27 protein-coding genes and 1 pseudogene are annotated in these 25,007 nt (G+C 36.9%); 21 read left to right on the top strand and 7 right to left on the bottom strand.

The features are described 5' to 3' along the window. Positions 1-265 precede the first annotated feature (265 nt). Positions 266-883, bottom strand: coding sequence for a lytic transglycosylase domain-containing protein (locus J2S74_RS13490; RefSeq protein ID WP_307326315.1), 618 nt, complete (start codon positions 881-883; stop codon positions 266-268). Between the two features lie 18 nt (positions 884-901). Beyond that, positions 902-1,495, bottom strand: a complete 594-nt coding sequence (locus tag J2S74_RS13485; protein WP_307326314.1) for a CYTH domain-containing protein — start codon at positions 1,493-1,495, stop codon at positions 902-904. 198 nt (positions 1,496-1,693) lie between these two features. Here J2S74_RS13485 and J2S74_RS13480 point away from each other — a divergent pair, with 198 nt between their 5' ends. The 4 genes from J2S74_RS13480 to J2S74_RS13465 are packed head-to-tail and all read left to right on the top strand — an operon-like array spanning position 1,694 to position 4,513. Then, a complete protein-coding gene (locus J2S74_RS13480) occupies positions 1,694-2,083 on the top strand; it encodes a UPF0738 family protein (RefSeq protein WP_307326313.1) in 390 nt (129 codons plus the stop codon). Between the two features lie 56 nt (positions 2,084-2,139). Continuing rightward, the gene (yjbM, locus tag J2S74_RS13475) at positions 2,140-2,781 is read left to right on the top strand and encodes a GTP diphosphokinase (protein WP_307326312.1); all 642 of its coding nucleotides are present in this window, start codon (positions 2,140-2,142) and stop codon (positions 2,779-2,781) included. Between the two features lie 20 nt (positions 2,782-2,801). Further along, positions 2,802-3,596 (top strand): NAD kinase, encoded by a 795-nt coding sequence (locus J2S74_RS13470; protein WP_307326311.1) that lies wholly within the window; start codon positions 2,802-2,804, stop codon positions 3,594-3,596. Further along, a complete protein-coding gene (locus J2S74_RS13465; protein ID WP_307326310.1) occupies positions 3,560-4,513 on the top strand; it encodes an RluA family pseudouridine synthase in 954 nt (317 codons plus the stop codon). The genes J2S74_RS13470 and J2S74_RS13465 overlap by 37 nt, the downstream gene beginning before the upstream one ends. A gap of 174 nt (positions 4,514-4,687) precedes the next feature. Here J2S74_RS13465 and prpE read toward each other — a convergent pair whose 3' ends face one another. Next, positions 4,688-5,428 (bottom strand): bis(5'-nucleosyl)-tetraphosphatase PrpE, encoded by a 741-nt coding sequence (gene prpE, locus J2S74_RS13460; protein WP_307326309.1) that lies wholly within the window; start codon positions 5,426-5,428, stop codon positions 4,688-4,690. 210 nt (positions 5,429-5,638) lie between these two features. Between prpE and fabI the strand changes: the two genes are divergently transcribed. From fabI to J2S74_RS13425, 7 genes and pseudogenes are all read left to right on the top strand, one after another. Beyond that, a complete protein-coding gene (gene fabI / locus J2S74_RS13455) occupies positions 5,639-6,418 on the top strand; it encodes an enoyl-ACP reductase FabI (RefSeq protein ID WP_307326308.1) in 780 nt (259 codons plus the stop codon). Between the two features lie 169 nt (positions 6,419-6,587). Then, positions 6,588-8,282 (top strand): annotated as a pseudogene (locus J2S74_RS13450) (M3 family oligoendopeptidase). Between the two features lie 248 nt (positions 8,283-8,530). Beyond that, positions 8,531-8,884, top strand: coding sequence for a DUF1360 domain-containing protein (locus tag J2S74_RS13445; RefSeq protein WP_307326307.1), 354 nt, complete (start codon positions 8,531-8,533; stop codon positions 8,882-8,884). A gap of 32 nt (positions 8,885-8,916) precedes the next feature. Next, complete coding sequence (locus J2S74_RS13440) at positions 8,917-9,633, top strand: sugar phosphate nucleotidyltransferase (protein ID WP_307326306.1); 717 nt, start codon at positions 8,917-8,919, stop codon at positions 9,631-9,633. A 24-nt stretch (positions 9,634-9,657) separates the two neighbouring features. Further along, positions 9,658-10,620 carry a dTDP-glucose 4,6-dehydratase gene (gene rfbB, locus J2S74_RS13435; RefSeq protein ID WP_307326305.1) on the top strand — a complete coding sequence of 321 codons (963 nt, stop codon included), beginning with the start codon at positions 9,658-9,660 and terminating at the stop codon, positions 10,618-10,620. Continuing rightward, positions 10,611-11,456, top strand: coding sequence for a dTDP-4-dehydrorhamnose reductase (gene rfbD / locus J2S74_RS13430; protein WP_307326304.1), 846 nt, complete (start codon positions 10,611-10,613; stop codon positions 11,454-11,456). The genes rfbB and rfbD overlap by 10 nt, the downstream gene beginning before the upstream one ends. Continuing rightward, complete coding sequence (locus J2S74_RS13425; protein WP_307326303.1) at positions 11,449-11,904, top strand: dTDP-4-dehydrorhamnose 3,5-epimerase family protein; 456 nt, start codon at positions 11,449-11,451, stop codon at positions 11,902-11,904. Before rfbD ends, J2S74_RS13425 begins: the two co-directional genes overlap by 8 nt. 26 nt (positions 11,905-11,930) lie before the next feature. Here the strand turns inward: J2S74_RS13425 and J2S74_RS13420 are convergent, their stop codons facing one another. From J2S74_RS13420 to J2S74_RS13410, 3 genes are all read right to left on the bottom strand, one after another. After that, positions 11,931-12,905 carry a CgeB family protein gene (locus tag J2S74_RS13420; RefSeq protein ID WP_307326302.1) on the bottom strand — a complete coding sequence of 325 codons (975 nt, stop codon included), beginning with the start codon at positions 12,903-12,905 and terminating at the stop codon, positions 11,931-11,933. Between the two features lie 13 nt (positions 12,906-12,918). Continuing rightward, positions 12,919-13,593 carry a hypothetical protein gene (locus tag J2S74_RS13415; RefSeq protein ID WP_307326301.1) on the bottom strand — a complete coding sequence of 225 codons (675 nt, stop codon included), beginning with the start codon at positions 13,591-13,593 and terminating at the stop codon, positions 12,919-12,921. 204 nt (positions 13,594-13,797) lie between these two features. Next, positions 13,798-14,478 carry a BMQ_0737 family morphogenetic spore coat protein gene (locus J2S74_RS13410; RefSeq protein ID WP_307326300.1) on the bottom strand — a complete coding sequence of 227 codons (681 nt, stop codon included), beginning with the start codon at positions 14,476-14,478 and terminating at the stop codon, positions 13,798-13,800. A 186-nt stretch (positions 14,479-14,664) separates the two neighbouring features. Between J2S74_RS13410 and J2S74_RS13405 the strand changes: the two genes are divergently transcribed. The 5 genes from J2S74_RS13405 (at position 14,665) to J2S74_RS13385 (ending at position 17,715) form a co-directional block, all read left to right on the top strand. Next, positions 14,665-15,120: a hypothetical protein gene (locus J2S74_RS13405; RefSeq protein ID WP_307326299.1), complete on the top strand. Its 456-nt coding sequence runs from the start codon at positions 14,665-14,667 to the stop codon at positions 15,118-15,120. An 83-nt stretch (positions 15,121-15,203) separates the two neighbouring features. Further along, on the top strand, positions 15,204-15,347 hold the full coding sequence (locus J2S74_RS13400) for a hypothetical protein (RefSeq protein WP_307326298.1): 144 nt from the start codon (positions 15,204-15,206) through the stop codon (positions 15,345-15,347). 65 nt (positions 15,348-15,412) lie between these two features. After that, on the top strand, positions 15,413-15,661 hold the full coding sequence (locus J2S74_RS13395) for a hypothetical protein (protein ID WP_307326297.1): 249 nt from the start codon (positions 15,413-15,415) through the stop codon (positions 15,659-15,661). Positions 15,662-15,922: 261 nt separating this feature from the next. Further along, positions 15,923-16,993, top strand: coding sequence for a hypothetical protein (locus J2S74_RS13390; RefSeq protein WP_307326296.1), 1,071 nt, complete (start codon positions 15,923-15,925; stop codon positions 16,991-16,993). Further along, entirely contained in the window at positions 16,990-17,715 is a 726-nt protein-coding gene (locus tag J2S74_RS13385) for a protein kinase domain-containing protein (protein ID WP_307326295.1), read from the top strand. The genes J2S74_RS13390 and J2S74_RS13385 overlap by 4 nt, the downstream gene beginning before the upstream one ends. A gap of 15 nt (positions 17,716-17,730) precedes the next feature. Here the strand turns inward: J2S74_RS13385 and J2S74_RS13380 are convergent, their stop codons facing one another. Then, positions 17,731-18,510 (bottom strand): glycosyltransferase family 2 protein, encoded by a 780-nt coding sequence (locus J2S74_RS13380; protein WP_307326294.1) that lies wholly within the window; start codon positions 18,508-18,510, stop codon positions 17,731-17,733. A gap of 718 nt (positions 18,511-19,228) precedes the next feature. Between J2S74_RS13380 and J2S74_RS13375 the strand changes: the two genes are divergently transcribed. Genes J2S74_RS13375 through J2S74_RS13355 form a run of 5 tightly spaced genes read left to right on the top strand, consistent with a single transcriptional unit; the run spans position 19,229 to position 24,967 of the window. After that, the gene (locus J2S74_RS13375) at positions 19,229-19,909 is read left to right on the top strand and encodes a glycosyltransferase family 2 protein (RefSeq protein WP_307326293.1); all 681 of its coding nucleotides are present in this window, start codon (positions 19,229-19,231) and stop codon (positions 19,907-19,909) included. A gap of 35 nt (positions 19,910-19,944) precedes the next feature. Then, positions 19,945-21,285, top strand: a complete 1,341-nt coding sequence (locus J2S74_RS13370) for a nucleotide sugar dehydrogenase (protein WP_307326292.1) — start codon at positions 19,945-19,947, stop codon at positions 21,283-21,285. A 43-nt stretch (positions 21,286-21,328) separates the two neighbouring features. Continuing rightward, complete coding sequence (locus tag J2S74_RS13365) at positions 21,329-23,266, top strand: glycosyltransferase (RefSeq protein ID WP_307326291.1); 1,938 nt, start codon at positions 21,329-21,331, stop codon at positions 23,264-23,266. Continuing rightward, entirely contained in the window at positions 23,241-24,206 is a 966-nt protein-coding gene (locus tag J2S74_RS13360) for a glycosyltransferase family 4 protein (RefSeq protein ID WP_307326290.1), read from the top strand. Before J2S74_RS13365 ends, J2S74_RS13360 begins: the two co-directional genes overlap by 26 nt. After that, positions 24,203-24,967, top strand: a complete 765-nt coding sequence (locus tag J2S74_RS13355) for a GT-D fold domain-containing protein (RefSeq protein ID WP_307326289.1) — start codon at positions 24,203-24,205, stop codon at positions 24,965-24,967. Before J2S74_RS13360 ends, J2S74_RS13355 begins: the two co-directional genes overlap by 4 nt. The last annotated feature ends 40 nt before the right edge of the window (positions 24,968-25,007 follow it).

Below are 25,007 nucleotides of genomic sequence, written 5' to 3'. Positions count from 1 at the left end.
CAAAATTATTATAGGGGTTAATTAGTAATTTTAAAGCTCTGTTAAAGGATATGTTGATTTTTTTACATAGTTGATTGAAGCGTAAGATACGAGACTCCTGCGGGAAAAGCAACGGCTGAAGACCCCACAGGGACGAGGAGGCTGAAGCGTTGCCCGCGGAAAGCGAGTATCTGAAGCGAAAATCAACATCAAAATTTAACAGAGCCAATTTTAAAAATAATAAGGATGGTTCATTAGGTTGATGTTAACCTATGAACCATCCTTATTAACCAAAATTGGAAGTGAGTTCTTCCACTGTGTTTAATACCTTTCTTACATAGTTTTGAGTTTCCTTAAAGGGGGGAACCCCACCGTATTTGTTTACATTACCTGGGCCTGCATTATACGCAGCCAAAGCAAGTGTTTTATTTCCGTTATAACGATCTAGCATTAATCTTAAGTAGCGAGTTCCTCCGTCAATATTCTGCTTTGGATCGAAGCTGTCAGTAACCCCTAGGCTTTGAGCGGTTCGAGGCATTAACTGCATTAATCCTCTAGCACCTGCATGACTTATGGCTTGTGGCTTGAAATTAGATTCATGCTTTATTACTGCATAAATGAGTGCTTGATCAACACCATGTTTTTTAGATGCTTCCTCAATCAAGGACGAAAAGGCTTTTTCCCGAACGTTAAAGGGAATGGACCTAGAGGAAGGCTCCGCCAATGTTTTACTAGACAAAAGGGAAGTGGTTGTATTCATTTTACTTTGAAGCTCAGTCTGTAAAAGGTTATTAAAGGTTTTCTCCACCATTTGGGAGGAAGTGAGCAAACTTTGCCCCTTTTTTTCACCCCAAGAGCGTAAAACCTGCCATTGATAAAAATCATTTTTCCAATTTGTTTTCATCTTCTTGTTTCCTCCGTTTTATGAAGATCTCCGGATTTTTTCATTATAGAATCGAAGTATTTTATTCGGTGTTTTACGTTTTGGTATGTTGTGTTTTGAGAGCATACTTTCAAAAAATGCTTGGCCGGTGCTCCACTCTTCACATTCAAATTCCAATTCATAATCGACAATATCGAAGTAGTAGCTTTTATCGAGAACAAGCAGTCCTTCAGGTAGCGTTTTTTCCAATCGCTCTGTTGTCAACTCACCTAAATACGTCATTTGTATAAGGTTAGTTGTTTTTAAAATATCCTTTAGTTGTGAAACCACGTCACCAGTATCAGGTAGAATCCCCTCTGAAATAGCACGATCTACTTCATGGGAGCTAAGGGTTTGGTGTGTTTCAAGTAAGCCCTCTTTAAGGGGTTCTTTTAAGGTGAGGATGTAATGATCACCTTTTTTTCGAATCCTTAAGGCACATTTATTTTCCTTTAATTGCATTTCCTTTGTATCGAAGTAATAGTTGGTTTGACCGACTTTTTCTTTATCTGTAATACCAAAAGCATTCATTAAGCTTATATATTCATTCCTAGTCAATAGATTTTTAAATTCAATCTCAATTTCCTGAGTCATTGTTTCACCTTCAATTTGTCGTTTCAATCGTTGTCTTTATTATTCCATAGGCTTATTATGTTTACAATACGTTTTAGTATTTTTTGTCGAATATGGTTGAGGGGACGCATTTATATGTCACACCACTTTCGTCGAGTTACAATTAAAATTATGTTAAACTAAAATATGGAATAATTAACGTTCAGTGGAGGTAAAAAAATGAATAAGTGGATTGCAGAAAAATTAGAAGAAAAAGCAGGTTCTGGGGAGATATTAATTTCGGCCAGTGAACCTATCGACTATTTAAAAAAATTACATGCTGCAGGACAAATATTAGTTGATTCTAATGATTTAGCATTTGTTTATATATTAGAAGATCCAGATAATTTCGTACATATAAGACTACCAATAAATTTATGGGGAAGTTTAGAAGAATTAAGAAATAGGGAAACCCCTATATTTGCAGTATTCTCTACACCAGAGAATCAAATGAAACTTGAGCTGTCTCATTTCTTTACTGAATTAAATAGCCTCATTGAAAATATTCGTGGTAATGCAAATTATGGTGAAGAAATGGTGAACGCAGTAGAAAAGAATTTTCCTGAATAAATGGATTCCTTTTCAGTATTTAATACATCGAGAATTCATACTTGGTGGTGATACCCTTGACGATAGAGTGGGAGACATTATTAGCCCCTTATAAACAGGCTGTTAATGAAATGAAAATTAAGCTAAAAGGAATACGAGAGCAGTATCAGCTGTCATCTAGGCACACACCTATCGAGTTTGTAACTGGACGTGTAAAGCCTGTATCAAGTATTATTCAAAAGGCTGAGAGAAAAAATATTCCACTTGATAAAATAGAGGAACAGATGCAAGATCTTGCTGGAGTTAGGGTCATGTGTCAATTTGTTGGTGATATTGATACAGTTGTTGGACTGATTCGAGACAGAACCGATTTTGAAATTGTGGAAGAAAGAGATTATATAAAACACAAGAAAAGGAGTGGCTACCGCTCCTACCATTTTGTACTCCGCTACCCAGTTCACATGATTGAGGGGGGCGAAAAAAGAATACTGGTAGAACTTCAAATTCGTACGTTGGCAATGAATTTTTGGGCGACCATTGAGCACTCTTTACAATATAAATATTCCGGGAAAATTCCAAGGGAAATTGAAGAAAGGCTGGAAAGGGCAGCAGAAGCAGCATTTCTTTTGGATGAAGAAATGTCACAGATACGCGGTGAAGTTCAGGAGGCCCAGCAGATCATTTCCAAAAAGAGAGGCTCCATGGAGAAGTCGAATTAAGTTAGAAGGGAAGTACTTGTATGAATTTCACAGTGTGTTCAAGGGGAGACGATGTCTCCAATGTGATATCAAAAAAAATAATAAAATACCTAAAGGAATTTGAACTAACCTATAATCCTGAGAAACCGGATATTGTTATTTCCGTTGGCGGTGATGGAACTTTATTAGAAGCATTCCATCAATTTACCCATCGGTTAGCAGAGACTTCCTTTGTTGGGGTTCATACGGGACATCTTGGTTTTTACGCTGACTGGCAGCCAGAAGAAGTGGAAAAACTAGTCATCCATATTGCAAAAACTCCATTTAAAATTGTGGAATATCCACTCCTAGAAGTTATTATCCGCCATCATAATAATAAGAAATCGGAAAGATTTTTGGCCTTAAATGAATGTTCAGTAAAAAGCACGGAAGGCTCCTTAGTGATGGATATAGAAATAAAAGGAGAGCTATTTGAAACCTTTAGAGGGGATGGATTATGTATATCCACGCCTTCAGGAAGTACAGCATATAACAAGGCCCTTGGAGGTGCAATTTTACACCCATCCTTACCCTCCATCCAGTTAGCAGAAATGGCCTCCATAAATAATCGAGTTTATCGTACAATAGGTTCACCATTAGTTCTTCCCCAGCATCATACATGTCTGTTAAAACCTAATAATGATGCTGATTTCCAGGTTACTATTGATCACCTTACATTATTGCAGCAAGAAGTGAAATCTATACAATGTCGAGTTGCTGAAGAAAAAGTAAAGTTTGCCAGATTCCGGCCATTTCCCTTTTGGAAAAGGGTAAAGGAATCCTTTATCGCGGACTAATGTCTTCCATCACGTTTACTTGGACTGTTCAGCCATCAGAAGATGGACAATTGCTGCGAAATTATTTAAGAGAGGAAAAGAGAATTTCTCGAAGAGCTCTCGCTGACATAAAATATAAGGGCGGTAAAATTACCGTTAATGATCAGGAAGTAACCGTTAGATATGTAGTAGCGACTGGTGATGTTGTAACAATTAATTTTCCAGAGGAAAAAGTGAGCGAATGGATAAAACCAACTATGCTTCCACTGGATATTGTTTTTGAGGATGACCATTTGTTAGTATTAAATAAACCGCCCTATTTACCGACAATCCCATCGAAGGGAATTAATGAGGAATCCTTAGCTGGAGCTGTCATCCATTATTATCAGGAGAATGGAATCAGATCCACCTTTCATGCTATTAATAGATTAGATAAAAACACCTCTGGATTATTGATGATAGGGAAACATAGACATATCCATGATTTGTTTGTGAAGGAACATGTGAAAAAAAATGTTCGGCGAACTTATTTAGCATTAGTTCACGGGGAGGTTATGGATTCAAGTGGCACGATCGATGCTCCAATTGGCCGAAAGGAAGGAAGTATCATAGAACGGACTGTCACAGATGCCGTTGACGGTCAGAGTGCCGTAACTCACTTTGAAGTGGTAGAAAGGTACAGAGGAGCAACGTTAGTTCAATTAAAGCTGGAAACAGGAAGAACCCATCAAATTCGTGTCCACCTTAGCCATAAAGGACATCCTATTATTGGCGATACCCTTTATGGTGGGAGGGAAGATGGAATTGATAGGCAAGCCCTTCATTCTTCCGTTCTCGAGTTCACCCATCCTTTAACGGATGAAGTACACATCCTTCGAAGGCCACTTCCGAAGGACATGGAAAGGTTAGTTGAAAAATGGAGAAATAACTTAGCATGATTTAATCGTGCTAAGTTATTTTTGATTTGGTGAAAAAGCTTTCTTCTGCGATTTAGAGTCCTAGGTTGAAACGCGAGCCCGGGTCAGGGAGAGAGCTTCGCGTTCCAAAAGCGAGTGTTGAAACGCGAACAAGAGTAAGTAAGAGGATTTCCCGTAAGTGTTGCCAGGTAAAACTTAATGAGGATCAATTCGATTGAACTTCTCTTCCACAAATGGCTGCTGAGAAGGAACAGAAACGATTGTCGTCTCAGGCCATTGGAAAGCTGACAATCTATTCCCAAAAACACAACCTGTATCGATGTTCACTGTATTTCCAACGAACCTTGGTTCTTTAACAGGAGTGTGTCCATAAACTACGGTACAATCGTACGTATATTTCGAAGGCCAATCCCTACGTACAGGTCTGCCATCTGGATGCTTTTCCCCGGTAATATCCCCGTACAAAACAAAGGTTTTTACTTTCTTACTTGTTTTACCAATATAATCTGGTCTAATCCCAGCATGCACTACCACTAGTTTCCCGTCATCTAACTGTAAGTATAAAGGAGCGCTTTCATATAAGTTTCTAAAGAGACTAGAGACATGGTTGAATTCTTTGCTTGTCAACGCTTCTAACTCCGCTACAGTGGTTTCTAAACCGTGGCTGACCACAACATTTCGCCCCAAAAAGTACCGGTATAATTTATTACAATGATTTCCCGGACAATAAAGTGCTTGCTTATTTTTTACCCAATGGGTAACGGCATAAATAACAGAGAGTGAATTTGGACCACGGTCGGTTAAATCACCTAAAAAGACAGGAATACGTCCCTCCTTGTGAGAAATATTACCTTCCTTTAATTCGTAGCCAAGCTCTTTCATTAACTCTGTCATTTCTTGATAACAACCGTGAATATCGCCTATAATATCATACAAAAGACCACCTCATTCCTACTTAACTAAAACTTGTATCATTTCTGTATTTTTAGCTTATCATTTTAGATATAGTCATTATCTCGAAAGAAAGGATATTTTACAATTTATGGACACCCCTAACTTATTATCATTGACGAAACTCAAGATAGTAGGGTAAAATTATGACCAAGTACTAATAACTACTTCTAAAACTTTGGAGGAGATTTTTCCATGAAAATTGATTTAAGTAATCGTACGTATGTGATTATGGGAGTTGCCAATAAACGAAGCATTGCTTGGGGAATTGCAGAATCCTTGGCTAGTGCAGGAGCACGTTTAGTGTTTACATATCAAGGTGAGCGTCTGGAAAAAAATGTACGTGACTTAGCTGAAACATTGGAGCGTAAGGATTCCATTATTCTTCCATGTGATGTTACAAATGACGAAGAAATTGATAAAACATTTGCTTCAATAAAAGAGCAAGCAGGTGTTATCCATGGAATTGCACACTGTATTGCCTTCGCGAACCGCGATGAAATTGATGGTGAATATTTAAATACAACTCGTGATGGGTTCCTATTAGCACATAACATCAGCTCTTATTCTTTAACAGCTGTAGTAAAAGCTGCTCGTCCAATAATGACAGAGGGTGGAAGTGTAGTTACCCTTACATACCTTGGCGGAGAAAGAGTTGTTAAGAATTACAATGTTATGGGTGTGGCGAAAGCTTCCTTAGATGCAAGTGTAAAATACTTGGCTAATGACCTTGGTAAAGAAGGTATTCGTGTAAATGCCATCTCTGCAGGTCCAATAAGAACCCTTGCAGCAAAGGGAATTGGCGGATTTAACGATGTTTTGAAGGAAATGGAAGAAAATGCACCACTTAAACGTACAGTTACCCAACAAGAAGTGGGAGACACGGCATTATTCCTCATGAGTGACATGTCCCGAGGAATCACTGGAGAACTGCTCCATGTTGATGGTGGTTATAATACAATTGGATTAATGTAATGATTGAATAAAAGGTTATATCCTGGGACGAGCTATCGCCTTAAGGATATAACCCCTTTTTTTATAAAAAAGCTTCGAGTTTCTAAATAAATTCATTTCCGTTTCTATCAATAAATTATATAATTAAACTACAACGTAAACTAATGAAAGACACGAAAGGGTGGAGTTTATGAAATTTAGCGAATTCGAATACAAGCGTCCTGAAATGGAGGAAGTGCATAAGGAATTTAATGCTCTTTTGGAAAAAATGGGGCAGGTCAAGAATGCAGCAGAGCAAAACAAAGTTGTTGATGAGATCATTCAACTTAGAACAGAGTTCGAGTCGATGATGAGAATTGTAAGTACGCGTCACACCATTGATACGACAGATGAATTCTACAAAAAAGAGCAGGATTACTTTGATGAGTGGAGTCCTGTTTATCAAGGCTTAATACATAAATATTACGAAACGCTGGTTCAATCACCTTATCGATCTGAGCTAGAGAGTTAGTGGGGAAAGCAATTATTTAACATTGCCGAAGCAAAATTAAAAACGTTCTCTGAAGAGATTTTAGAGGATCTTAAAAAAGAGAATAAGCTAGTAAGTGAATATGTAAAGCTACTAGCCGCAGCAAAAATTGAATTTGAAGGAGAAGAGAGAAATCTTTCACAGTTGGGTCCGTTTCTCTTATCAAAAGACAGGGAGACTAGAAAAAAAGCACATGAAGTTAAATACGCCTATTTCTCAGAAAATGAAGCTAAGTTAGATGACATTTATGATCAGTTAGTTAAAGTAAGAACAGCAATGGCTCAAAAGCTTGGCTATGATAACTTTGTTGAATTAGGTTATGCAAGAATGAATCGTACTGATTATGGACCAAAAGAGGTAGCGTCTTTCAGAAGTCAAGTGCTTGAACATATTGTTCCAGTTGCTTCCAAGCTTAAAGACAGGCAGCAACAACGTATTGGTGTTGATTCCCTCCAATATTATGATGATAACTATAACTTCATGACAGGAAATCCTGAACCAAAGGGTGGTCCAGAGTGGATTGTAGAACAAGGAAAGAAGATGTATGAGGAACTTTCTCCTGAAACGAATGAATTTATTAACTTCATGATTGATAACGAGTTAATGGATTTAGTAAGTAAAAAAGGAAAAGCTGGCGGTGGCTACTGTACGTATATTAAGAAATACCAATCCCCATTTATTTTTTCCAACTTTAATGGAACATCAGGAGATGTTAGGGTTCTAAAGCACGAAGCAGGTCATGCACTTCAAGTTTACTTAAGCCGTGGATTTGAAGTACCAGAATATGCAATTCCTACTTTTGAGGCAGCGGAAATCCATTCCATGAGCATGGAATTCTTTACGTGGCCATGGATGGAACTCTTCTTTAAGGAAGATACGGAAAAATATAAGTTTAGCCATTTAAGCGGGGCACTGCAATTTATCCCATATGGTGTATCTGTCGATGAATTCCAACATTTTGTATATGAGAATCCAAAGGCAACCCCTGAGGAGAGAAAGAAGGCATGGAGAGATATTGAAAAGAAGTACCTTCCACATCGTAATTATGAGGAAAATGATTATTTAGAAAAGGGTGGCTTCTGGCATCAACAGGCACATATTTTCAAAATGCCATTCTATTACATCGATTACACTTTAGCGCAGATTTGTGCCTTCCAATTCTGGAAGAAGTCCACTGAGGACCATGACCAAGCATGGGAGGATTATATCAACCTTTGTAAAAAAGGTGGAAGTCTTCCTTTCACTGAATTGGTTGACGAGGCAAACTTAATTTCACCGTTCCAGGAAGGCTGTGTTAAGTCCGTTATCGGCGGAATCGAACAATGGTTAAATCAAGTTGACGACTCAAAATTATAATGAAGGATGAAAAGAAGGTATCCCAATTCAAGGGGTACCTTTTAAATTTACTACCATGGAAATACAAATCTTGTTGCTCATTCGCTACGGTCCGTTCGCTTTCCGTGGGTGACCTGCCAAGCCCCTCGCAATGTAATATACAACATTCGCCTAAAAAATTTATTCATTTTAATCCCAATATTTTTATTTTTACATATGGTAAATAGGGGGCATTCGTTTATATTTTCAAAGGAAATGAGGGTGCTGTTATGCCAATTGAAACATTTCATTTTGTTTTATTTGCTTTAGCAGTTTTTCGATTGACCCATTTACTCATTTACGACACGATAACAGAGTCTATTAGAGAGAAGTTTATTCATTATGAAAACGAAAAAGCATCGGACGGGACAGTTGAAACAGTATTAGTTATAGCGGATAAAGGGTGGAGAAAGTGGATCGGAGAATTATTAACCTGTCATTGGTGTTTGGGAATTTGGTCTAGTGCTTTTCTTTTAATTGGTTATCTTTCCTTTCCGTTCACCTTCTCTATCATTATCTTTATTCTTGCTGCAGCAGGTGTTGCTGCCATATTAGAATCATTCGTCATTCGGTATCTAGATTAGAAGAAATGGCCAATGGATTGGAGGTGATCCTTTTGAAGGGAGTAATATTGGCCGGAGGAACAGGTACAAGATTAACGCCATATACAAAAGTAATAAATAAGCATTTACTTCCTGTTGGAAGGTTTCCAATGATCTATTGGCCATTAAGGGCAATGGAGAAGGCAGGGGTAAAGGACGTTATTGTTGTAACCAATGAAAAGGATGTAGAGAACTTTCAAGCAATAATCCCTGATTTACCGTTAAATAACCTAAACATAACTTGGACAATTCAGGAGAAACCAAGGGGCATAGCAGATGCCCTGTCAAAAACAGAGGACCAGGTGAAGGGCGAAAAGCTCCTTGTCATACTAGGTGACAATGTTTTTACAGATAATTTAAAAACGACTGTAGATACATTTCAGGCAACAGGGGAAGGCGCTTTATTATTCGTAAAAAAAGTAGCCGATCCTGAAAGGTACGGTATAGCTGTCACGGATAAACGGGGAAACGTGGTGAAGCTATTGGAAAAACCAAGGGAGGTCGATTCCAACCTTTGTGTGACTGGTATTTATTTATACGATGAAAAAGTATTTGAATTTATGAAGGAAGTTACTCCGTCAGAGCGAGGAGAGCTGGAAATAACGGATATTAACAAACTTTATTTGAAAAGCTCTACAGTTAATATTGAAAATTTAAAGGGATTTTGGTGTGATGCAGGTACAATAGAATCCCTTAATTACGTAAATAGTGCTATGTTTAACTACGAATAAATTTATGAAAGAGGGAGGCTGCCAATGAAAAATATCCTTGTAACCGGGGGATTAGGATTTATTGGTTCCCATTTTATTCAGTTAATCTCAGAGAAGCATCCTGAGACACTGATTACGAATGTAGATAAAAAAACATATGCGGTAAATAAACAAACAGAAGCGGATTTAAATAAATTAAGGAATTACAGACTTAAAGAGGCAGATCTTGCTAATAAAGACGATTATTCTAAAATTTTTGATCAATTTTATGACGCTATTATTCATTTTGCAGCAGAATCACATGTAGACCGAAGCATCCATTCTGTTTTTCCCTTTATTCAATCCAATGTCCTAGGAACAGTGAGACTTTTGGAAGCATTGAAGGAAGGAAAAGCAAAGAGAATGATTCACGTATCGACAGATGAAGTATATGGTTCCTTAACAAAAGAAGCCCCTCCATTTCACCAGAAAAGTCCCATTTCACCAAACAATCCTTATGCGGCAAGTAAAGCATCATCAGATCTATTTGTCCGCTCCTTTTATAAGACTTACCAAGTTCCTGTCATTACAACAAGGAGCTGCAACAACTTTGGAGAGAATCAGCATATTGAGAAATTAATACCTAAAACAATAGTTAACGCCTTAATGGATAGGGAGGTTCCCGTTTACGGTTCAGGAAATCAAATGAGGGAATGGATTTATGTAAAGGACCACTGTGAAGCACTTTATATAATATTAATGAAGGGGAGAGTGGGGCAAACTTACCTAATTGGATCAAACGAAGAAAAACGGAATATCGATGTGGTAAAAAATATTTTATCCCGTCTAGGTAAGCCTGTGTCTCTTATTTCTTATGTGGGGGATCGATTAGCACATGACCAAAGGTATTCTCTAGAGAAGGATGATAAATTAAATCAGTTAGGCTGGAAGCCAAAGTTTACCTTTGGTGCAGCTTTGGATAAGACCATTCAATGGTATTATCGAGGGGGAATAAACCGTTGGCTCTAAACAACCCTATACTCATTACTGGAAAAAGAGGGGGGGTAGCCAAAAGCTTGCAGCGGTGTTTATCTACTCATAATCTTCCATTTGTTGCTTTAGGTCAGCGTGAAATGGATATTACAAATAAGAAAAAGGTTATGGAAGTAATCGGTCAATGGAAACCTTCGATTATTATTCACACAGCTGCCATGACGGACGTGGATCGAGGGGAGAATGAATTTCAAAGAATGATAGAGATTAATCTACATGGGACTAAAAATATTTTGGATGGTGCTAGGACATTTTCAAGTTCTATTATGTACGTGAGCAGCGACTTTGTTTTTGATGGGAAAAAGAAAGTGCCTTATGACAGTGCAGATCGCCCTACCCCCATTAATCAATACGGCTATACAAAATGGTTAGGGGAAGAATATGTTCGGCGTTACCCTGGTCTTTGGTGGATTGTTCGCACATCGTCTTTATTTGGAGGAGGAGCAGGATTTGTTGATTTCGTTGCTCATAAGGGGAGGAAAGGGGAGAAAATAATGGTCGTGGAAGATCAAGTCAGTTCCCCTACCTATATAGAGGATTTATCAAAAGATTTGTTAAACCTATTAGAACAACCTGCTGGTATTTACCATGTAACAAATAGGGGAGAGTGTTCGAAGTTTGAGCTTGCTCAGTTTATATATGAGAAAGTGGGTGCTCCTATGAAACTAGTTACAGCCATAACTTCGAAGGAATGGAATGCACCAGCAAGTCGCCCCTCATATTCTACTCTTCAACCCAATGTGGTGGTGCAACGACATTGGAAGGAGGCAGTGGAAGAGTATTTAGTTAGAAGAGGGTGGTTAGATGATTGAAGGGGTAAAAGAAAAAAAGTGTATCCACCACGTGGATGATCGTGGATTTTTCATGGAGCTTGTCCGGGAAGATGAAGCTCTTTTAGAACGCTTCGGTCAATTATCTTTGTCCATGAGTTACCCTGGAGTTATTAAAGCTTTTCATTACCATGAGAATCAAGATGATGTTTGGTTCTTTCCAGTGGGTAATGCACAGGTAGTTCTTCATGACCTCCGTGAAGACTCCCCCACTTATAAAGAAACAAACGTCTTTTACATGGGGGAAACGAATCCAATTGTATTAGTAATTCCTAAGGGTGTTGCCCATGGCTACCGTGTTCTAGGAACATCACCAGCTACTATTGTTTATTTAACGAGTCAAGCCTATAATCCAAATGCGCCTGATGAATATAGAATTCCGTGGGACGATGAAAGTATTGGATTTGATTGGGAAACAAAGAATAGGTAGTTTAACGGTTCGGACCTTTCGCAAAATTATAGGTACTGTTGGACTAATTGGCAAATCTTTTTAATTCTATGGTAAAAGGTATGTTGTCCTTTAACAGTAGTAAATGCGTTTTCTGCCTTCTCTCTACGTTTTGTTTCATCAACAATATAACGGTTTATAAGGTCAATTCCGTCACTAATTCCTTTATAGGTTGGAATTTTATTATCATTAGAGAATAGCATTTCAATTCCAGGGCGATAATCACAAACCTGAAGGGTATTACATGCTGCTGCTTCAAAACATCGATTATTAGGGCTTATAGGCGTGATGTTGGTATTTCCTCTTGTGTTCAAAGCTTCAAAGGGTCGATGTGGATTTAATATGATTTTCGTATTGGAATAATATAAAGCTACTTTTTCTGGAGGTATCCATTTACTTATACAGTTAAGTCGTTTACGTTTTACCCATTTATTTAGTTCTGATGCCCATCTTCCCCCAACTACTGTAATGTCCCAGTTTGTCTCTTTTAATAATTCTTCCATTATTGAAATCCTATTGGGGTAAGGATAACCAACTAGGCAAATATCACTCCTATATTCAGTATCTTCGATTGGTTGGGGGAAATAAATTGCTGGATCATAACCTAGCGGCATATAGTAAGCAGCATTGCTTTTTAAAGATTTATAGAATTCAACTGCAGCACTTTCCACTGTAAAGGTGATGGTGAATTGCTGCGAAAGAGTTCCAGTTTCGTTAAGGAAATAAGGATCCTCTAAGAACCATCCGACTTTTGGAATCTGAATGTATTTTAGTAAATGTGTTAACTCTTTTCTACCCCTTCCAACTAAAGTAAAAAGAAAATCTGACTGGTGTTCCTTAATTAAATTTTGGATGTGTTTCCTTTTATATGGGTAGGGGACTGATAATATATCAACATTATGTTGTTTAAAGGCATCAATAATAGATTTTTCCAAATATTTATAAATCCCTTTATAAGGGGTTTGTAAATAGATAGTTTTCACAATGTATCCCTACCTACAAATAAAAGGAAACAGTATTTATTGCGGGTATTCCCTTTTGATAGTTACGAGCATAGAAGAAACCTTCAACGACATAATGTGAGTATTCAGGTGCAGGATTAAATGAAATATTAAAGTTTGAGAATTTCAGTTTTTCAAAAGGTTTTAAGATATCTAAATGAAGGGGCTTTAACCAATGCTCCCCCTTTTGATTAACCATCTGTCTCCAATTTTCCTGAACATATACCCATTGTTCTTCCTGGTTAAGGGAATACTCGTCTGAAATTTGTCTTGGACTTATATTTATTTTTCCGCCGATGCTTATTTTCCCTATAGGTTTAACGCGAATACAAATTACGGGTTCTTGGAACTCCGTGTCCGAAAGATTTTGGAAAGTGAGGTTACCAAAGACATCGAGCTTTTTTTCATTATTGTCGTTTTCTTCCAGAAATGTAGCATAATTAAAGTAAGCTATTATAGGGTGAACGTGCTTTTCAAATTGTACTTTAAAGGACTCTTCCTTAGGTTCTTGTACGGGTTCAGGTTGTTGTACCTGCTGTCCCCTTTTAGAAAGGAAAATAATTTGCCTTTTATACTTCTCTAATTCGGATCGGTAATGAAGGATTTTTTGATTAAGCTGTAAAATTTTATCTTCCTTATTTTTTATGAGTTTCTGATATTTGTTTGACATAAAAAAACCTCCCATATATACAAACATCTATAACAATATGTATGCATGAAACGGATAGGTAAGTATAAAGATTTCTTTCATTTTTTCATAGCTTGAATCCGTTACAGGCGGATCAATTATGAGCTCTGCATAAAAATATGTTTTTTGTCTAGAAAAAGAAAAATCAAGCTGATGTTATCCATCAACTTGATTGAAATTCGTCCCTTAGTGTTTTGGTGGGAAGATTTCTGGGCATTGTGGTGGGAATTCAATTTCAGGGCAAACTCTTTCAACGATTGGTTCGATAATATCTTCCCGTGGTTTGCAAATTCGACCTTCCACTTCTACTTTAACATCTGCTTCTGCTTGAATGGATTGGCAGATTGTTAGTGTCAGTGCTAAGTCGATGAATTGCCCGTTGTTGCAGCAAACAACCCCTGTACCGAAGAAATCAAATACGTGGCATTCAATATCTGTTCCTTCTGGTGCACATAATAAGAATTTCTCAAATATGCAGAATGGGATAGGGGCAGATTCACAAACCACTGCACCATCTTCTTCTAAGTGTAGTAGGATTTTGAAGAATCCTTGCTTTTTAAGTTTAACAGTTTGAAGCTCGATCCCTAAATCCTCTACAAAGACATCTCTGCGATGTCCCACTTCGCGGCATTCAATTTCATCTAAATCAATTTCGTTTCCTTGTGCATCTGTAGGGATGACGGACACGATAAATTCTTGATCATCTTCAAGTAATTCACATGGATCTGCATCAGGAGTACCATTGCATTGGAATGATAATCTGTCTAAGCCTTCTTCTCCGACAAAATTAAAATCTTTATCTACCTGTCTAGTTACCCAGTCATATACTTTAGGAACTCGGATGCAGAGGCGTTCTAATTTGGACATTGTTCGTATCATCCTTTCATCATAGTTATTCTTTATCGGGACTACTTCATTGTATGAAAAAGAGTGGATTTTGTGCAGGTTCCTACTTCGAATTTCAAACGATGGGCTCAGATTATGCAACTTTGGGCGATTGACGACATATGCTATTGACAGAAGATTTTAATCAAATATAGGGGGCGAATAAAAATGCAAAAAATAAAATTGACTCCGGTACAATTACAGCAAAAAATCATTCATTTGCAGTCAGAGATAGGAAAATACAAAAAACAGATTAACGATTACCAAGAAAATTACCATTACAGTCTACTAGAAGAACTAAGGGAAGAAAACAAGGCCTTGGTGGATAAAAATGAGCTGCTTGAAACGAGCTATAAAGAAATTTATGAAAAAAACCAACAATTAGAACAGGAAATTAACGAGATAAAGACGAATTTAAGTAAAAAAGAAGAACAGAATCAAAAGCTACTTGAAGAATTGAAGGAAGTTCAAGAACGATTTAACAAAGTGGAAAAGAAAGAACACAGTCCGTTTATTAACCAAGAAACAAGTAAGGAAATATTAAAAAGCACGGATGAAACGGAATGGTTCACTCGTAATCTTCAAAATCAAGTAAAAGTCAACAAGAACCGAAAAAACAAGTAATTTGTTTGTCTAATGTAAATGGTATCAAAATCCCCTCTAAACACATAGCTTGTTAGTGAGATAGTTAGAGAGGGGAATAAGAAATGGTTCAAAGACGTACTGAGAAGAAACTAACTACAGTCAGCAGGGGAAAAGAAGTAAAAAAGAGAACATGGACAGGGTCCCACCCTAGAAAGAAGAAATCTGGATGTGGTTGTGGAGGGAGAAAAGTTCGAAAAAGCACGTAAGATATTTATAAGTAATGAGATTTGATCCAATTTTTTGAGAGATAACAGTACTAGGGGTGATAAGAATGGGGTATATTCCGCCAATCAGAGAGGAGCAGTGGGTATTATATTCTAGTAGGCAGCAACCTATTTCTGCTAGAATTCCCATCGTTCCCCCTACACAGATCGTTACGTTCCACAGAGTTGCAGCAAATCCATTACTTAGAAATAGAACGGAACAACCGACGGATGACAACCGTAAAAAAGTTAAAAAGACAAAAGGGAAGGAAAACCAATTAACTGGTAAGGGTACCTATGTTGATGAGCTTATATAACAAAAAACAGATAAAAGGGTTGGCACAATGTAGTTCTTGAAGAAACATTGTGCCAATTCTTTTTTATAGCTGTTTTTACAAACTTTGTTTCTTTATTTGAAAAGCTTGGAGAAACGGAAGGCGTCCGCCTGTAGTGTATCCAAGCTTATATTCCTTAAAACAACAACAATTTATAATACAGTTTTTTCATTTACTAGGTCAAATCAAAGTTGTATATTCATATACTAAAAGGTCAAAATGTTTTGTCAGGAGGTCCAATGAATGGAGCATGAAATTCATTTGTTTATTTTGTGGGAGAAAAGTACTCCTCAAATGGATGAGATTATAACAGATATAGAAAAAAAGTTTACCATTCTGGAAGTGATTAAAGTTAAATGGACACGACGTTTATTTACTCAAAATCTATCTAGGTTTTACGGTATGAATTTATCTCCACGTAACTTAAAGGAAAAGCATTGCGGATCAGGTCCTTTTCATTTAGTAATTGTTAAAGACGTAAATCCAAAATATGAAGAAAGAAAAACGTCTAGAGGTATGGCTGTTGTTAACAGTAACGTGTTCGATGCAAAGCAATTGTATCGAGATTGGACAGGTGGTGGCCATCGAATTCATGGGACGAATTCACAGGAGGAAGCGGAACATAATATCGCCCTGCTGTTAGATAAGGATATCCATTTCTATTTGAATGAGGCTCAGTGGAATGGAATGATAGAACAGCATGAGGAGGATATTGTAGGAGCAAATGGTTGGTGGAGCATGGAACATTTACTAACGGTTCTTAATAGAACGACAAAGTATGTAATACTTAGGAATTATGAAGGGTTACCCCATAAATATACAGTAAACTCCCATGGTGACGTTGATCTTTTAACAAATGACTTAAATAATATGGCTCTGATCACAAATGGTAAGAAAGTCTTTCCTAAATCCTATCGGGTTCATTACAAAGTAAAAGTGGCAAACGAAGATGTTTATTTTGACTTTCGCTATGTTGGTGACAATTATTATGACAGTACATGGGAAGAGTCAATATTAGAAAATCGTATTTATCACCCTAATGGGTTCTATATTCCTAATGAGACGGATTATTTTTATAGTTTGCTATATCACGCATTAGTTCATAAACGTAAAATAGCAGAGGATTATAAAGAAAAATTGATTTACCTTTCCAATAAATTAGATCTTCATTTAGACGATGAAGATTTTAAAACACCTACAGTATTAATGAAAATTTTAGAGTCTTATTTAAGGGAAAAGGGATACCGTTATACAAAGCCAAAAGACCGGACTGTATTTGTTAATAGAAAGATAGTAGGATATGGTCTTCGATGAGTTTAATAGACTATTTGTCAAGAACGTTAACTAATTCGACTGATTTGAAAAGAGTTTTTCCACAAAAAAATAGCCATTTTCATGAATTTTATACTGGAATAGATAGAAAGACGAAGAAAAAACTATTTATTAAAGTAGATAAACAGTGTTGCGGGTCCGTTGAACGAGAGGTAGATATTCTCAAGCTCCCTTTAATCAAAAATTCCCCTCATTTCCCTAAAATTTTGTATGAAGGGAAAAGGGAATCTTTTTCCTTTGCTGCCTTTGAGTATATTCAGGGAGAGATGTTAACTCGTTATCTGTATCGACGCTCATTAAAACGTCAGCTGCAGAAGGAGGAGTTTTTCAAACAGTTATTAGAAATTGGTATGATATTATTTGAAGAGAAGATTGTTCATCGTGACATACGACCAGGGAATATTTTTGTTACAAGAAATACGAGTGGAACATTTAATCGGATTATCTTGATTGACTTTGCCTTTTCTGTTGGAATGGACAGATTTCCAGAGCTCCCTATTTTAAAAGAGAAAAAAATGCTAAAGGGATTAGGAATGAGGAAATATAAACCAAATGATTATGAGTGGGATAATTTCTACGCCCTCGAAAAGGTAGGAGAAAGACTCGATAGAAACTATCGTCATCGTTACCCCCATTTTACTAGAGAAATAGCCTCATACACAGGGAAACAAGTATATACTCATTCACCTAGAAGTAGTGGGTAAATAGACGAGAAACCATTACTTCTTTTTTAATGTAAAATTACCCGATGAATTCTTTTGAATAATATAGCCAAAGTCATCCAACCTTTGTTCAAAACGATGGAATGATTTAGCCTGATGGTTCTTGATATAATAATCTAAATCCCTCTGCAGTTCTTCGATTGTATGCCCCCAGTTTTTTACAACATAACGGTCATTAAAGGCTACTTTCCAACCTAATCTTTTGACATGACGGGAAAAGCGGCCATCATGTGGGAAGCGAATTCCGTTGCTTCGTTCTAGATTTGTCCAACGAAGACCATCTTTAATTAAATTGCTTCTTATAATAGAAGTTGTTCCTACATTGTGTTTTGCCATATAAATCGTTTCTTTATTTTTGGATACTTTCGTTGCTGCTTTTTCCCAAGAGAATTCTCCTTGAGATGTTTGCGGGAATGGGGAAAAGGGAGAAATTTGTCCTATGTCAGAAAAAATATCCAGTTTTTTTAAGAGAATCTGGTCCCAAGCAGGTAAGTATTCAATATCGTTTTCTGAAAAATGAATATAATCATACGGATTTAATTCGATACCGCCTAAAGCTTTATTAAATGCTAATCCCCCTATGTTTTTTTCTAACTTCAAAACATTCATCTTATATTTACCGGATAAATCCCCCAATGTTTTTAAGGTCTCTTTATCGGATCCATTATCCACAATCATGAATTCAAAAGGTGAGGATGTATTTTCAAAATAGGATTCTACTGTCCGGGTAAGTAAATCTGGACGATTCCAGCTGAGGAGAATAGTTAAAATCTTCATTACACATAACTCCTATTCAACATTGATTTATTATAATACATTTCCCTTTCTTTTTTATTAGGCTACCGTGAAAATATCAATCATGTTGTCATTCGCTACGGCCCGCTTGCTTTCCGTGGGTGACCTGCCAAGCCTCCTCGCGACTTCTGCTGTCTCTTTCTCACGGACCTTCGCTCATTCCTATGCAGGCTAAAATTTTCATTTTTCATGGTGCAAAATTACTATTGCATAGAAGTCTACCCTCGTATAATACAAATACTGAGTTGGTATTCGCTGCAGCCCACTCCCTTTCCGCGGGCGAACCGCAAGCCCCCTCGGGCTTACGCCCTGTGGGGTCTTACCTGGCTCGCTGTTCCCGCAGGAGTCTCGTGGGCTTCCGCTCACACAAACTGCAATAAAAACTTGTATTTTCATACTCCATGGTGCAAATTTTCATTTCCATGGAGGTCTACCCTGAGAATACGAATCTGGGTGCCACTCGCTACTGTTTGCTCCTGCACCACATCCTGAAGCGAAAATCAACACCAAAGTTTAACAGAGTTTTTTAGTTAGAAAATGGAAATGCAAATAACAGTATGGGTCTCTTTTAGTTTGCTATACAAATAGAAACATTGGGTAAAAAACTATTGGATAAGGATATTTGCCTACACCATTATAGGGAAAATGCATAAGAATATGGAGAATATCCTTATTAAATTATATGTAGGAGAGGTATAAAATGGTTTCCATCATTACTTGTACAATTAGGGATAATCATATGAATGATGTGTTCGAAAACTACGAACGACAAAATTATCCTGAAAAAGAACTTATCGTTGTCTTGAACAAAGATAATATGTCCATAGATAGATGGCAAGCAAAAGGAAACGAATATGAAAATGTAACCATTTATCAATTACCAGAAAATACTCCTTTATGGGAATGCTTTAATTATGGGATTGAAAAATCTTCTTATCCTTATGTATTTAAATTGGATGATGACGACTATTACTCTCCTTTTTATATAAAAGAACAAATTAACTGTTTCTATAATAGCAATGCAGATATAGTAGGTAAAACTACAAGCTATTGCTATTTAGAAAGTCAAAAAGCACTTCTTCTTCGTCATGAAGGTAATGAAAATACGTTTGTTAATTACGTTTTTGGGGCTACATTAGGCTTGAAGAAAGAGGTTTTCCGTAAACTTAAGTTCCCTCCAAAGAACATGGGCGGAGATAGAATGTTCTTAAAAAAATGCAAAGAAAAAAACATTAAAATTTATGCTTCCAGCAAAGCCAATTATGTGTGCATAAGGAAGGCGGATCCTAATCATCATACGTGGAAAAGCGAAGAAAAAAATTTCTATAGAAATGGAAGACTTATAGACTATACGGATAATTTCAGATCCCTCGTGGAATAGAGAGAAGAAGTTAAAGGCTGAAAGTAGGGTTATGTATGAAGGGGAACGATTGTTATAATCACTTAAAAGTAAAATTAACGGAAAAAACGGCGAACGTTGGTGTCATTGGTCTTGGATATGTAGGTTTACCGTTAGCGGTGGAATTAACCAAAAAGGGATATACCGTGTTTGGAATTGATGTTAATGAAGAAAAACTCAAACATTTACAGGAAGGTAACTCTAATATAACGGGGGTAGCAGATGAGGATGTTCGCACCGCAGTAAATAATAAAAGGCTTATCCCTACAAATGATTTTTCCACCATTAACAAATTAGATACGATTAGCATCTGTGTTCCCACTCCTTTAACCAAATACCAATACCCCGATGTTTCTTACATTGAATCAGTTGTAGATAAAATAAGAAAGTATATGCATAAAGAGTTATTAATCATTTTAGAAAGCACAACTTACCCAGGGACGACAGAAGAATTAATTGAAAAGCAGCTGGAAAAACAAGGGTATGTCGTAGGGGAAGATTACTTTCTTTGTTTTTCACCTGAACGTGTGGACCCCGGTAATACAAACTACAATACGAAAAACACTCCAAAAGTGATAGGTGGAACAACGAAATTATGCAGCCAATTGGCAATGTGTTTATACGAAGGAGCAGTTGATACACTAGTTCCAGTATCTTCTCCTAAAGTAGCAGAGATGTCGAAGTTACTGGAAAATACCTTCCGCAGTATCAATATTGGCTTTATTAATGAAGTGGCCATGTTGTGCGATAGATTAGGTTTGGATATATGGGAAACGATTGAGGCAGCTAGTACGAAACCTTTTGGGTTTATGCCATTTTATCCAGGACCGGGAGTTGGTGGTCACTGTATTCCGCTAGATCCTATGTATCTCGCTTGGAAAGGGAAAGGCATTAATTTTAATTGTAAATATATAGAACTTGCACAAGATATTAATAAATCTATGCCAAAACATGTGGTTAATAAAGTAGGCGATATACTAAATACCCATGGGATGGCAATAAATGGATCTAAGATACTGTTATTAGGGGTGTCCTACAAGGCGAACTTAGGGGATTTACGTGAATCACCAAGTCTAGAAATCTATGAATCACTAAAAGTGAAAGGGGCACATATTACCTATAACGATCCTTATGTTCAAAGCTTCAAAGATAAAAATGGCATGGAAGTACAATCCATAGCGTTAAATTATGAAGAACTAAATAAATATGATTGTGTCTTACTAGTGACAAATCATGATTGGTATGATTACGAAATGATAGCCAAACATTCAAGGATAGTTGTAGATACTAAAAATGCTTTTAAACATATTCATCATCAAAATCAAAACATTTTTAGGTTATGGGGGACGAATAAATGAAAGGAACTGATTATTTTTCCAGAAGTGTCTTAGGGGGGATAAAATGACTTCACTAACGATGACGGTTGTAATGCCTGTCTATAACCGGGAAAAAACAATTTATAAGGCCATTCGAAGTGTTATAAACCAGACATATGAAAATTGGAAACTTTTAATAATTGATGATGGATCAACGGACCGAACAGTGAATATTATAAACCCCTTCTTACATGATAAGAGAATTCGTCTCATTAAGTGTAATGAAAACAAAGGTATATCCAGTGCATTAAACACGGCCCTTCGTTTTATTGATACACCATACTTCGTACAGCTAGATTCCGACGATTGGTTTGAGAGTAACACATTACAAGAATTAGTCGATGCGATACAACAAGCCGATGGAAACACGGCTTTGTTTTATGGAAACAGTAACTTATACAGAAAGCTTAATGGGAGGTTAAAGAAAATAAAATTTATCCGTCACCGACAGTTCACGGATAAATACGATTTTCTGCAGTATTTAACCTATATGGTTACGCCCAGATGTTACAGAACCGAGGCAGTTCGTGCAGTGGGTGGATGGGAGACGAATAATATTGTGGAAGGCCGAATGATGGAAGATCGTCTTATGTGTTTGAAAATAGTAGAAAAATACCCAGTTTTTTGGATTGATAAACTACTATACAATTGTATGATCCACCAAAACCAACTTTCAGGAAGGAAATCCATTGAGATAAGAAATGTAATGAGAAAAAAAGTCATTTCCCATTATTTATACAAGTGGGGGAATGAATACACACCAGTATTTACAAAAAATAAAAATGGTTATTTGAAAATAGAACGATTAGAAAGAATTAAAGAGGAAACGGAAAAGTCAGAAGAAACAATACAAGAGGAAACACATGAAAAAGAGAAAGAAAAAGAGACAGAAAGAGTAGGAAAGCTGACAGTAGAAGCAACGGAAGATAGATTACATCGAGAGGTTGCTAAGACCGATCTTAACGATAAATTGAAAATATTGTATTGTACGGTTGATCAGAAAAATTATGTAAAAGAGAACCGTGAGTATTTTAAAAGGGAAATAGCAAAATTAGATGATGTCCATGTAGAGTTTATTACTAAGGGTGGAGAAATGGAAGATATCCTTAGCAAGTTAAATTTTACACCGGATTTTATCTATATGGATGACTTGAAAAAGACTAAACCACTACTTGGGTTAGATCGTGTAAATATTCCAAAAGGATTTTTATATACAGATTTACATGGGAACCACGAGTTTTTTAGAAGTTTCGTAGAAAAAAATAAGATAGATTTAATTTTTAGTTTATACCGTGATGCTTTTTCACGGTTTCACCCACAGTATACGGATAAATTTGTGTGGCTTCCCCATCATGTTTATACTCCCATATTTAAAGATTATGGACTAAGGAAACGGATCGATTATTTACTAATGGGAGTAATAAGCAAGAAAACCTACCCGTTCCGAGCAAAAATGGCTCAAGAAATGAAAGGAGTAAAAGGTTTTGTAAGGCATAAGCATCCAGGTTATCGATATTTCACAGAGGAAGAAAAAGCAAAGGCTTTGATCGGGGAAAATTATGCACGTGAAATAAACAGGGCCAAGATATTCCTAACAGACGACTCTATCTATAAATACCCTATTGCGAAATATTATGAGGTAGCCGCATGTAATACATTAGTACTGGGATCAGCATCGCAGGAATTAGCTGACTTAGGATTTGTAGATAAAGAAACCTTCGTTGCAATTAATGAGGATAATTATTTTGAAAAGGCTAAATATTATTTGAAGCATGAAGACATACGTCTTGAAATTGCGAAAAGAGGGTATGAAATGGTAAGGGAGAATCACTCAACGGCTATTCGTGTGAAAGAGTTTGTAAACTGTATTTCTAGATTTGTAGGTAAGGAAAGTAAAATAGGGGATAACCTAAGGGAAAAGGAATGGGTGAAACTGTATGGGGAAACACCTTCTCATTTATGATGTGGATTGGTGGATATTAGGATATAAAGCCCGGATTATACAAAAATATCACCCTCAATTAGAGATTATAGCGGAAAAGAAAATGAAGCAGCTTATTAAAGAAGAGGGTGCCGAAGCAATTAACCGGGAATATGATGTCATTTCAACGTTAAGCATAGGCACTGCAGCTCATTTACTAAAGAAAAAAGTGCGAATAGATTCTTCACAAGTAGGTGGTTTTAATTACTTTACAACAAACATTCATACATTCAAAGAATGGGAGGAACGTATAAAACCTAACTACCCATTTATTCGTCAAACGTTAAAAAAAATTGATAGATTAGGAGCAATAAGCCCTAACCTTACAGAGATTTTAAGAAAGTATGCCCCGCAAACAGAATATATTCGACATTTTGTTGATAGCGATCATTTTAAGCCAATGGAAGATAAGAAGCCCCCACACGAAGAACCGTTTGTCATCGGTTGGGTAGGTAATAAACGACGAATTGGCAAAAATTACGAAACACTTTATCAACCTATTGTGGAGGCGTTTAAGGATAACCCAGCTGTTGCGTTTATAGAATCAACGAAGGAAAATATGAGATCAATAGAAGAAATGCCTGTACTGTATAATAGCTTTGATTTACTTCTTGTTACTTCCGCAAATGAAGGAGGACCCGCACCAGCCATGGAAGCTTATTCGTGCGGAATCCCAGTCCTTTCCACAAACGTTGGGTATGTAAAGACAGCAGCTTCTCCCGAAGCGCAATCATTAATTTTAAATAGCGATAATCCAAAGGAGTTCATAGAAAAAATAACATTTCTATTATCTAACCGCCAACAATTAAAGGAGTTAGGTATTGGAGCAAGGGAGAATATTCTCAAATCCTGGACTGTGGAGAAGACAATAAATGACTGGTTAACTACTTTATTTAACATAACAAGGGAGGAGGAACGATGAACCGATTTGAAAGGTTGGAAGCGATATATCAAAGAAAAGGTATTTGGCCAGAAAAGGTTATGGAAATAATCGACCATGCAATAGAGAACAACCATCCCCTTTCCCTTATTCGGCTTGGGGATGTACCTGTCACATTTTTAGCCAATCGTTGGCACGAAAGGTGGCGTGGTGCAAGGGCAAAAAAGATATTTCCTTTTATGGGCATCCCGTACCCTCCCCCAGCAGCACTTATGAAGGATATGCATACTGCATTAGTTACTGCAGATATTGTAGGGCTCCGAACAGAAGGAAAGGGGACATATAATAAGTGCAGAGATTATTTAAAAGAGCATCATATTAAACCACCTTATATCACCAATGCCTTTATTAATGATGATTTATATAAGCGAGGATATTTTCACGAATTAATCAAGAAAAACAAAGTAGTATTAGTAGGAAGGGAAGCCATTAATGCAGCAAAACGATTGAAGAAAAGGAGATTGATTGTGAGTAATACGTATAATTTAGAAAGTTGGGAGGATATCGAGCCTGTATTTTCCGAACTCAACCAGTCTAAAGGTAGTTGGGATATTGCGTTAGTAGGTGCTGGTGTACCTGGTTTGATTCTAAGTTCCAGGCTAGCAAGGGAGCAAAATAAAGTTGCCCTTGAAATTGGCCATGTAATGGATGGTCTTGCTTATCCGGAAATATGGAAACAGAAAGATAAACGTCGTATTTTTAGGGATCAATTTTATGATAAACAAAAAGGTGCTGAAGAATAATGTGCTTTGAATAATTAGACCTTAATCTATGGTATGGAGG

It is taken from the genome of Evansella vedderi, from assembly GCF_030813435.1.
Taxonomy (GTDB): Bacteria; Bacillota; Bacilli; order Bacillales; family Salisediminibacteriaceae; genus Evansella; species Evansella vedderi.
Note: the sequence above shows the minus strand (reverse complement) of the source record. Positions and strands in the feature narration are given on the sequence as shown.

What these genes read in the sequence shown, in the direction of transcription:
- J2S74_RS13490 (WP_307326315.1), bottom strand. Translation starts at nt 883, where the DNA reads ATGAAAACAAATTGGAAAAATGATTTTTATCAATGGCAGGTTTTACGC.
- J2S74_RS13485 (WP_307326314.1), bottom strand. Translation starts at nt 1,495, where the DNA reads ATGACTCAGGAAATTGAGATTGAATTTAAAAATCTATTGACTAGGAAT.
- J2S74_RS13480 (WP_307326313.1), top strand. Translation starts at nt 1,694, where the DNA reads ATGAATAAGTGGATTGCAGAAAAATTAGAAGAAAAAGCAGGTTCTGGG.
- J2S74_RS13470 (WP_307326311.1), top strand. Translation starts at nt 2,802, where the DNA reads ATGAATTTCACAGTGTGTTCAAGGGGAGACGATGTCTCCAATGTGATA.
- fabI (WP_307326308.1), top strand. Translation starts at nt 5,639, where the DNA reads ATGAAAATTGATTTAAGTAATCGTACGTATGTGATTATGGGAGTTGCC.
- J2S74_RS13445 (WP_307326307.1), top strand. Translation starts at nt 8,531, where the DNA reads ATGCCAATTGAAACATTTCATTTTGTTTTATTTGCTTTAGCAGTTTTT.
- rfbB (WP_307326305.1), top strand. Translation starts at nt 9,658, where the DNA reads ATGAAAAATATCCTTGTAACCGGGGGATTAGGATTTATTGGTTCCCAT.
- J2S74_RS13425 (WP_307326303.1), top strand. Translation starts at nt 11,449, where the DNA reads ATGATTGAAGGGGTAAAAGAAAAAAAGTGTATCCACCACGTGGATGAT.
- J2S74_RS13415 (WP_307326301.1), bottom strand. Translation starts at nt 13,593, where the DNA reads ATGTCAAACAAATATCAGAAACTCATAAAAAATAAGGAAGATAAAATT.
- J2S74_RS13410 (WP_307326300.1), bottom strand. Translation starts at nt 14,478, where the DNA reads ATGTCCAAATTAGAACGCCTCTGCATCCGAGTTCCTAAAGTATATGAC.
- J2S74_RS13405 (WP_307326299.1), top strand. Translation starts at nt 14,665, where the DNA reads ATGCAAAAAATAAAATTGACTCCGGTACAATTACAGCAAAAAATCATT.
- J2S74_RS13400 (WP_307326298.1), top strand. Translation starts at nt 15,204, where the DNA reads ATGGTTCAAAGACGTACTGAGAAGAAACTAACTACAGTCAGCAGGGGA.
- J2S74_RS13395 (WP_307326297.1), top strand. Translation starts at nt 15,413, where the DNA reads ATGGGGTATATTCCGCCAATCAGAGAGGAGCAGTGGGTATTATATTCT.
- J2S74_RS13390 (WP_307326296.1), top strand. Translation starts at nt 15,923, where the DNA reads ATGGAGCATGAAATTCATTTGTTTATTTTGTGGGAGAAAAGTACTCCT.
- J2S74_RS13385 (WP_307326295.1), top strand. Translation starts at nt 16,990, where the DNA reads ATGAGTTTAATAGACTATTTGTCAAGAACGTTAACTAATTCGACTGAT.
- J2S74_RS13380 (WP_307326294.1), bottom strand. Translation starts at nt 18,510, where the DNA reads ATGAAGATTTTAACTATTCTCCTCAGCTGGAATCGTCCAGATTTACTT.
- J2S74_RS13375 (WP_307326293.1), top strand. Translation starts at nt 19,229, where the DNA reads ATGGTTTCCATCATTACTTGTACAATTAGGGATAATCATATGAATGAT.
- J2S74_RS13370 (WP_307326292.1), top strand. Translation starts at nt 19,945, where the DNA reads ATGAAGGGGAACGATTGTTATAATCACTTAAAAGTAAAATTAACGGAA.
- J2S74_RS13365 (WP_307326291.1), top strand. Translation starts at nt 21,329, where the DNA reads ATGACTTCACTAACGATGACGGTTGTAATGCCTGTCTATAACCGGGAA.
- J2S74_RS13360 (WP_307326290.1), top strand. Translation starts at nt 23,241, where the DNA reads ATGGGGAAACACCTTCTCATTTATGATGTGGATTGGTGGATATTAGGA.
- J2S74_RS13355 (WP_307326289.1), top strand. Translation starts at nt 24,203, where the DNA reads ATGAACCGATTTGAAAGGTTGGAAGCGATATATCAAAGAAAAGGTATT.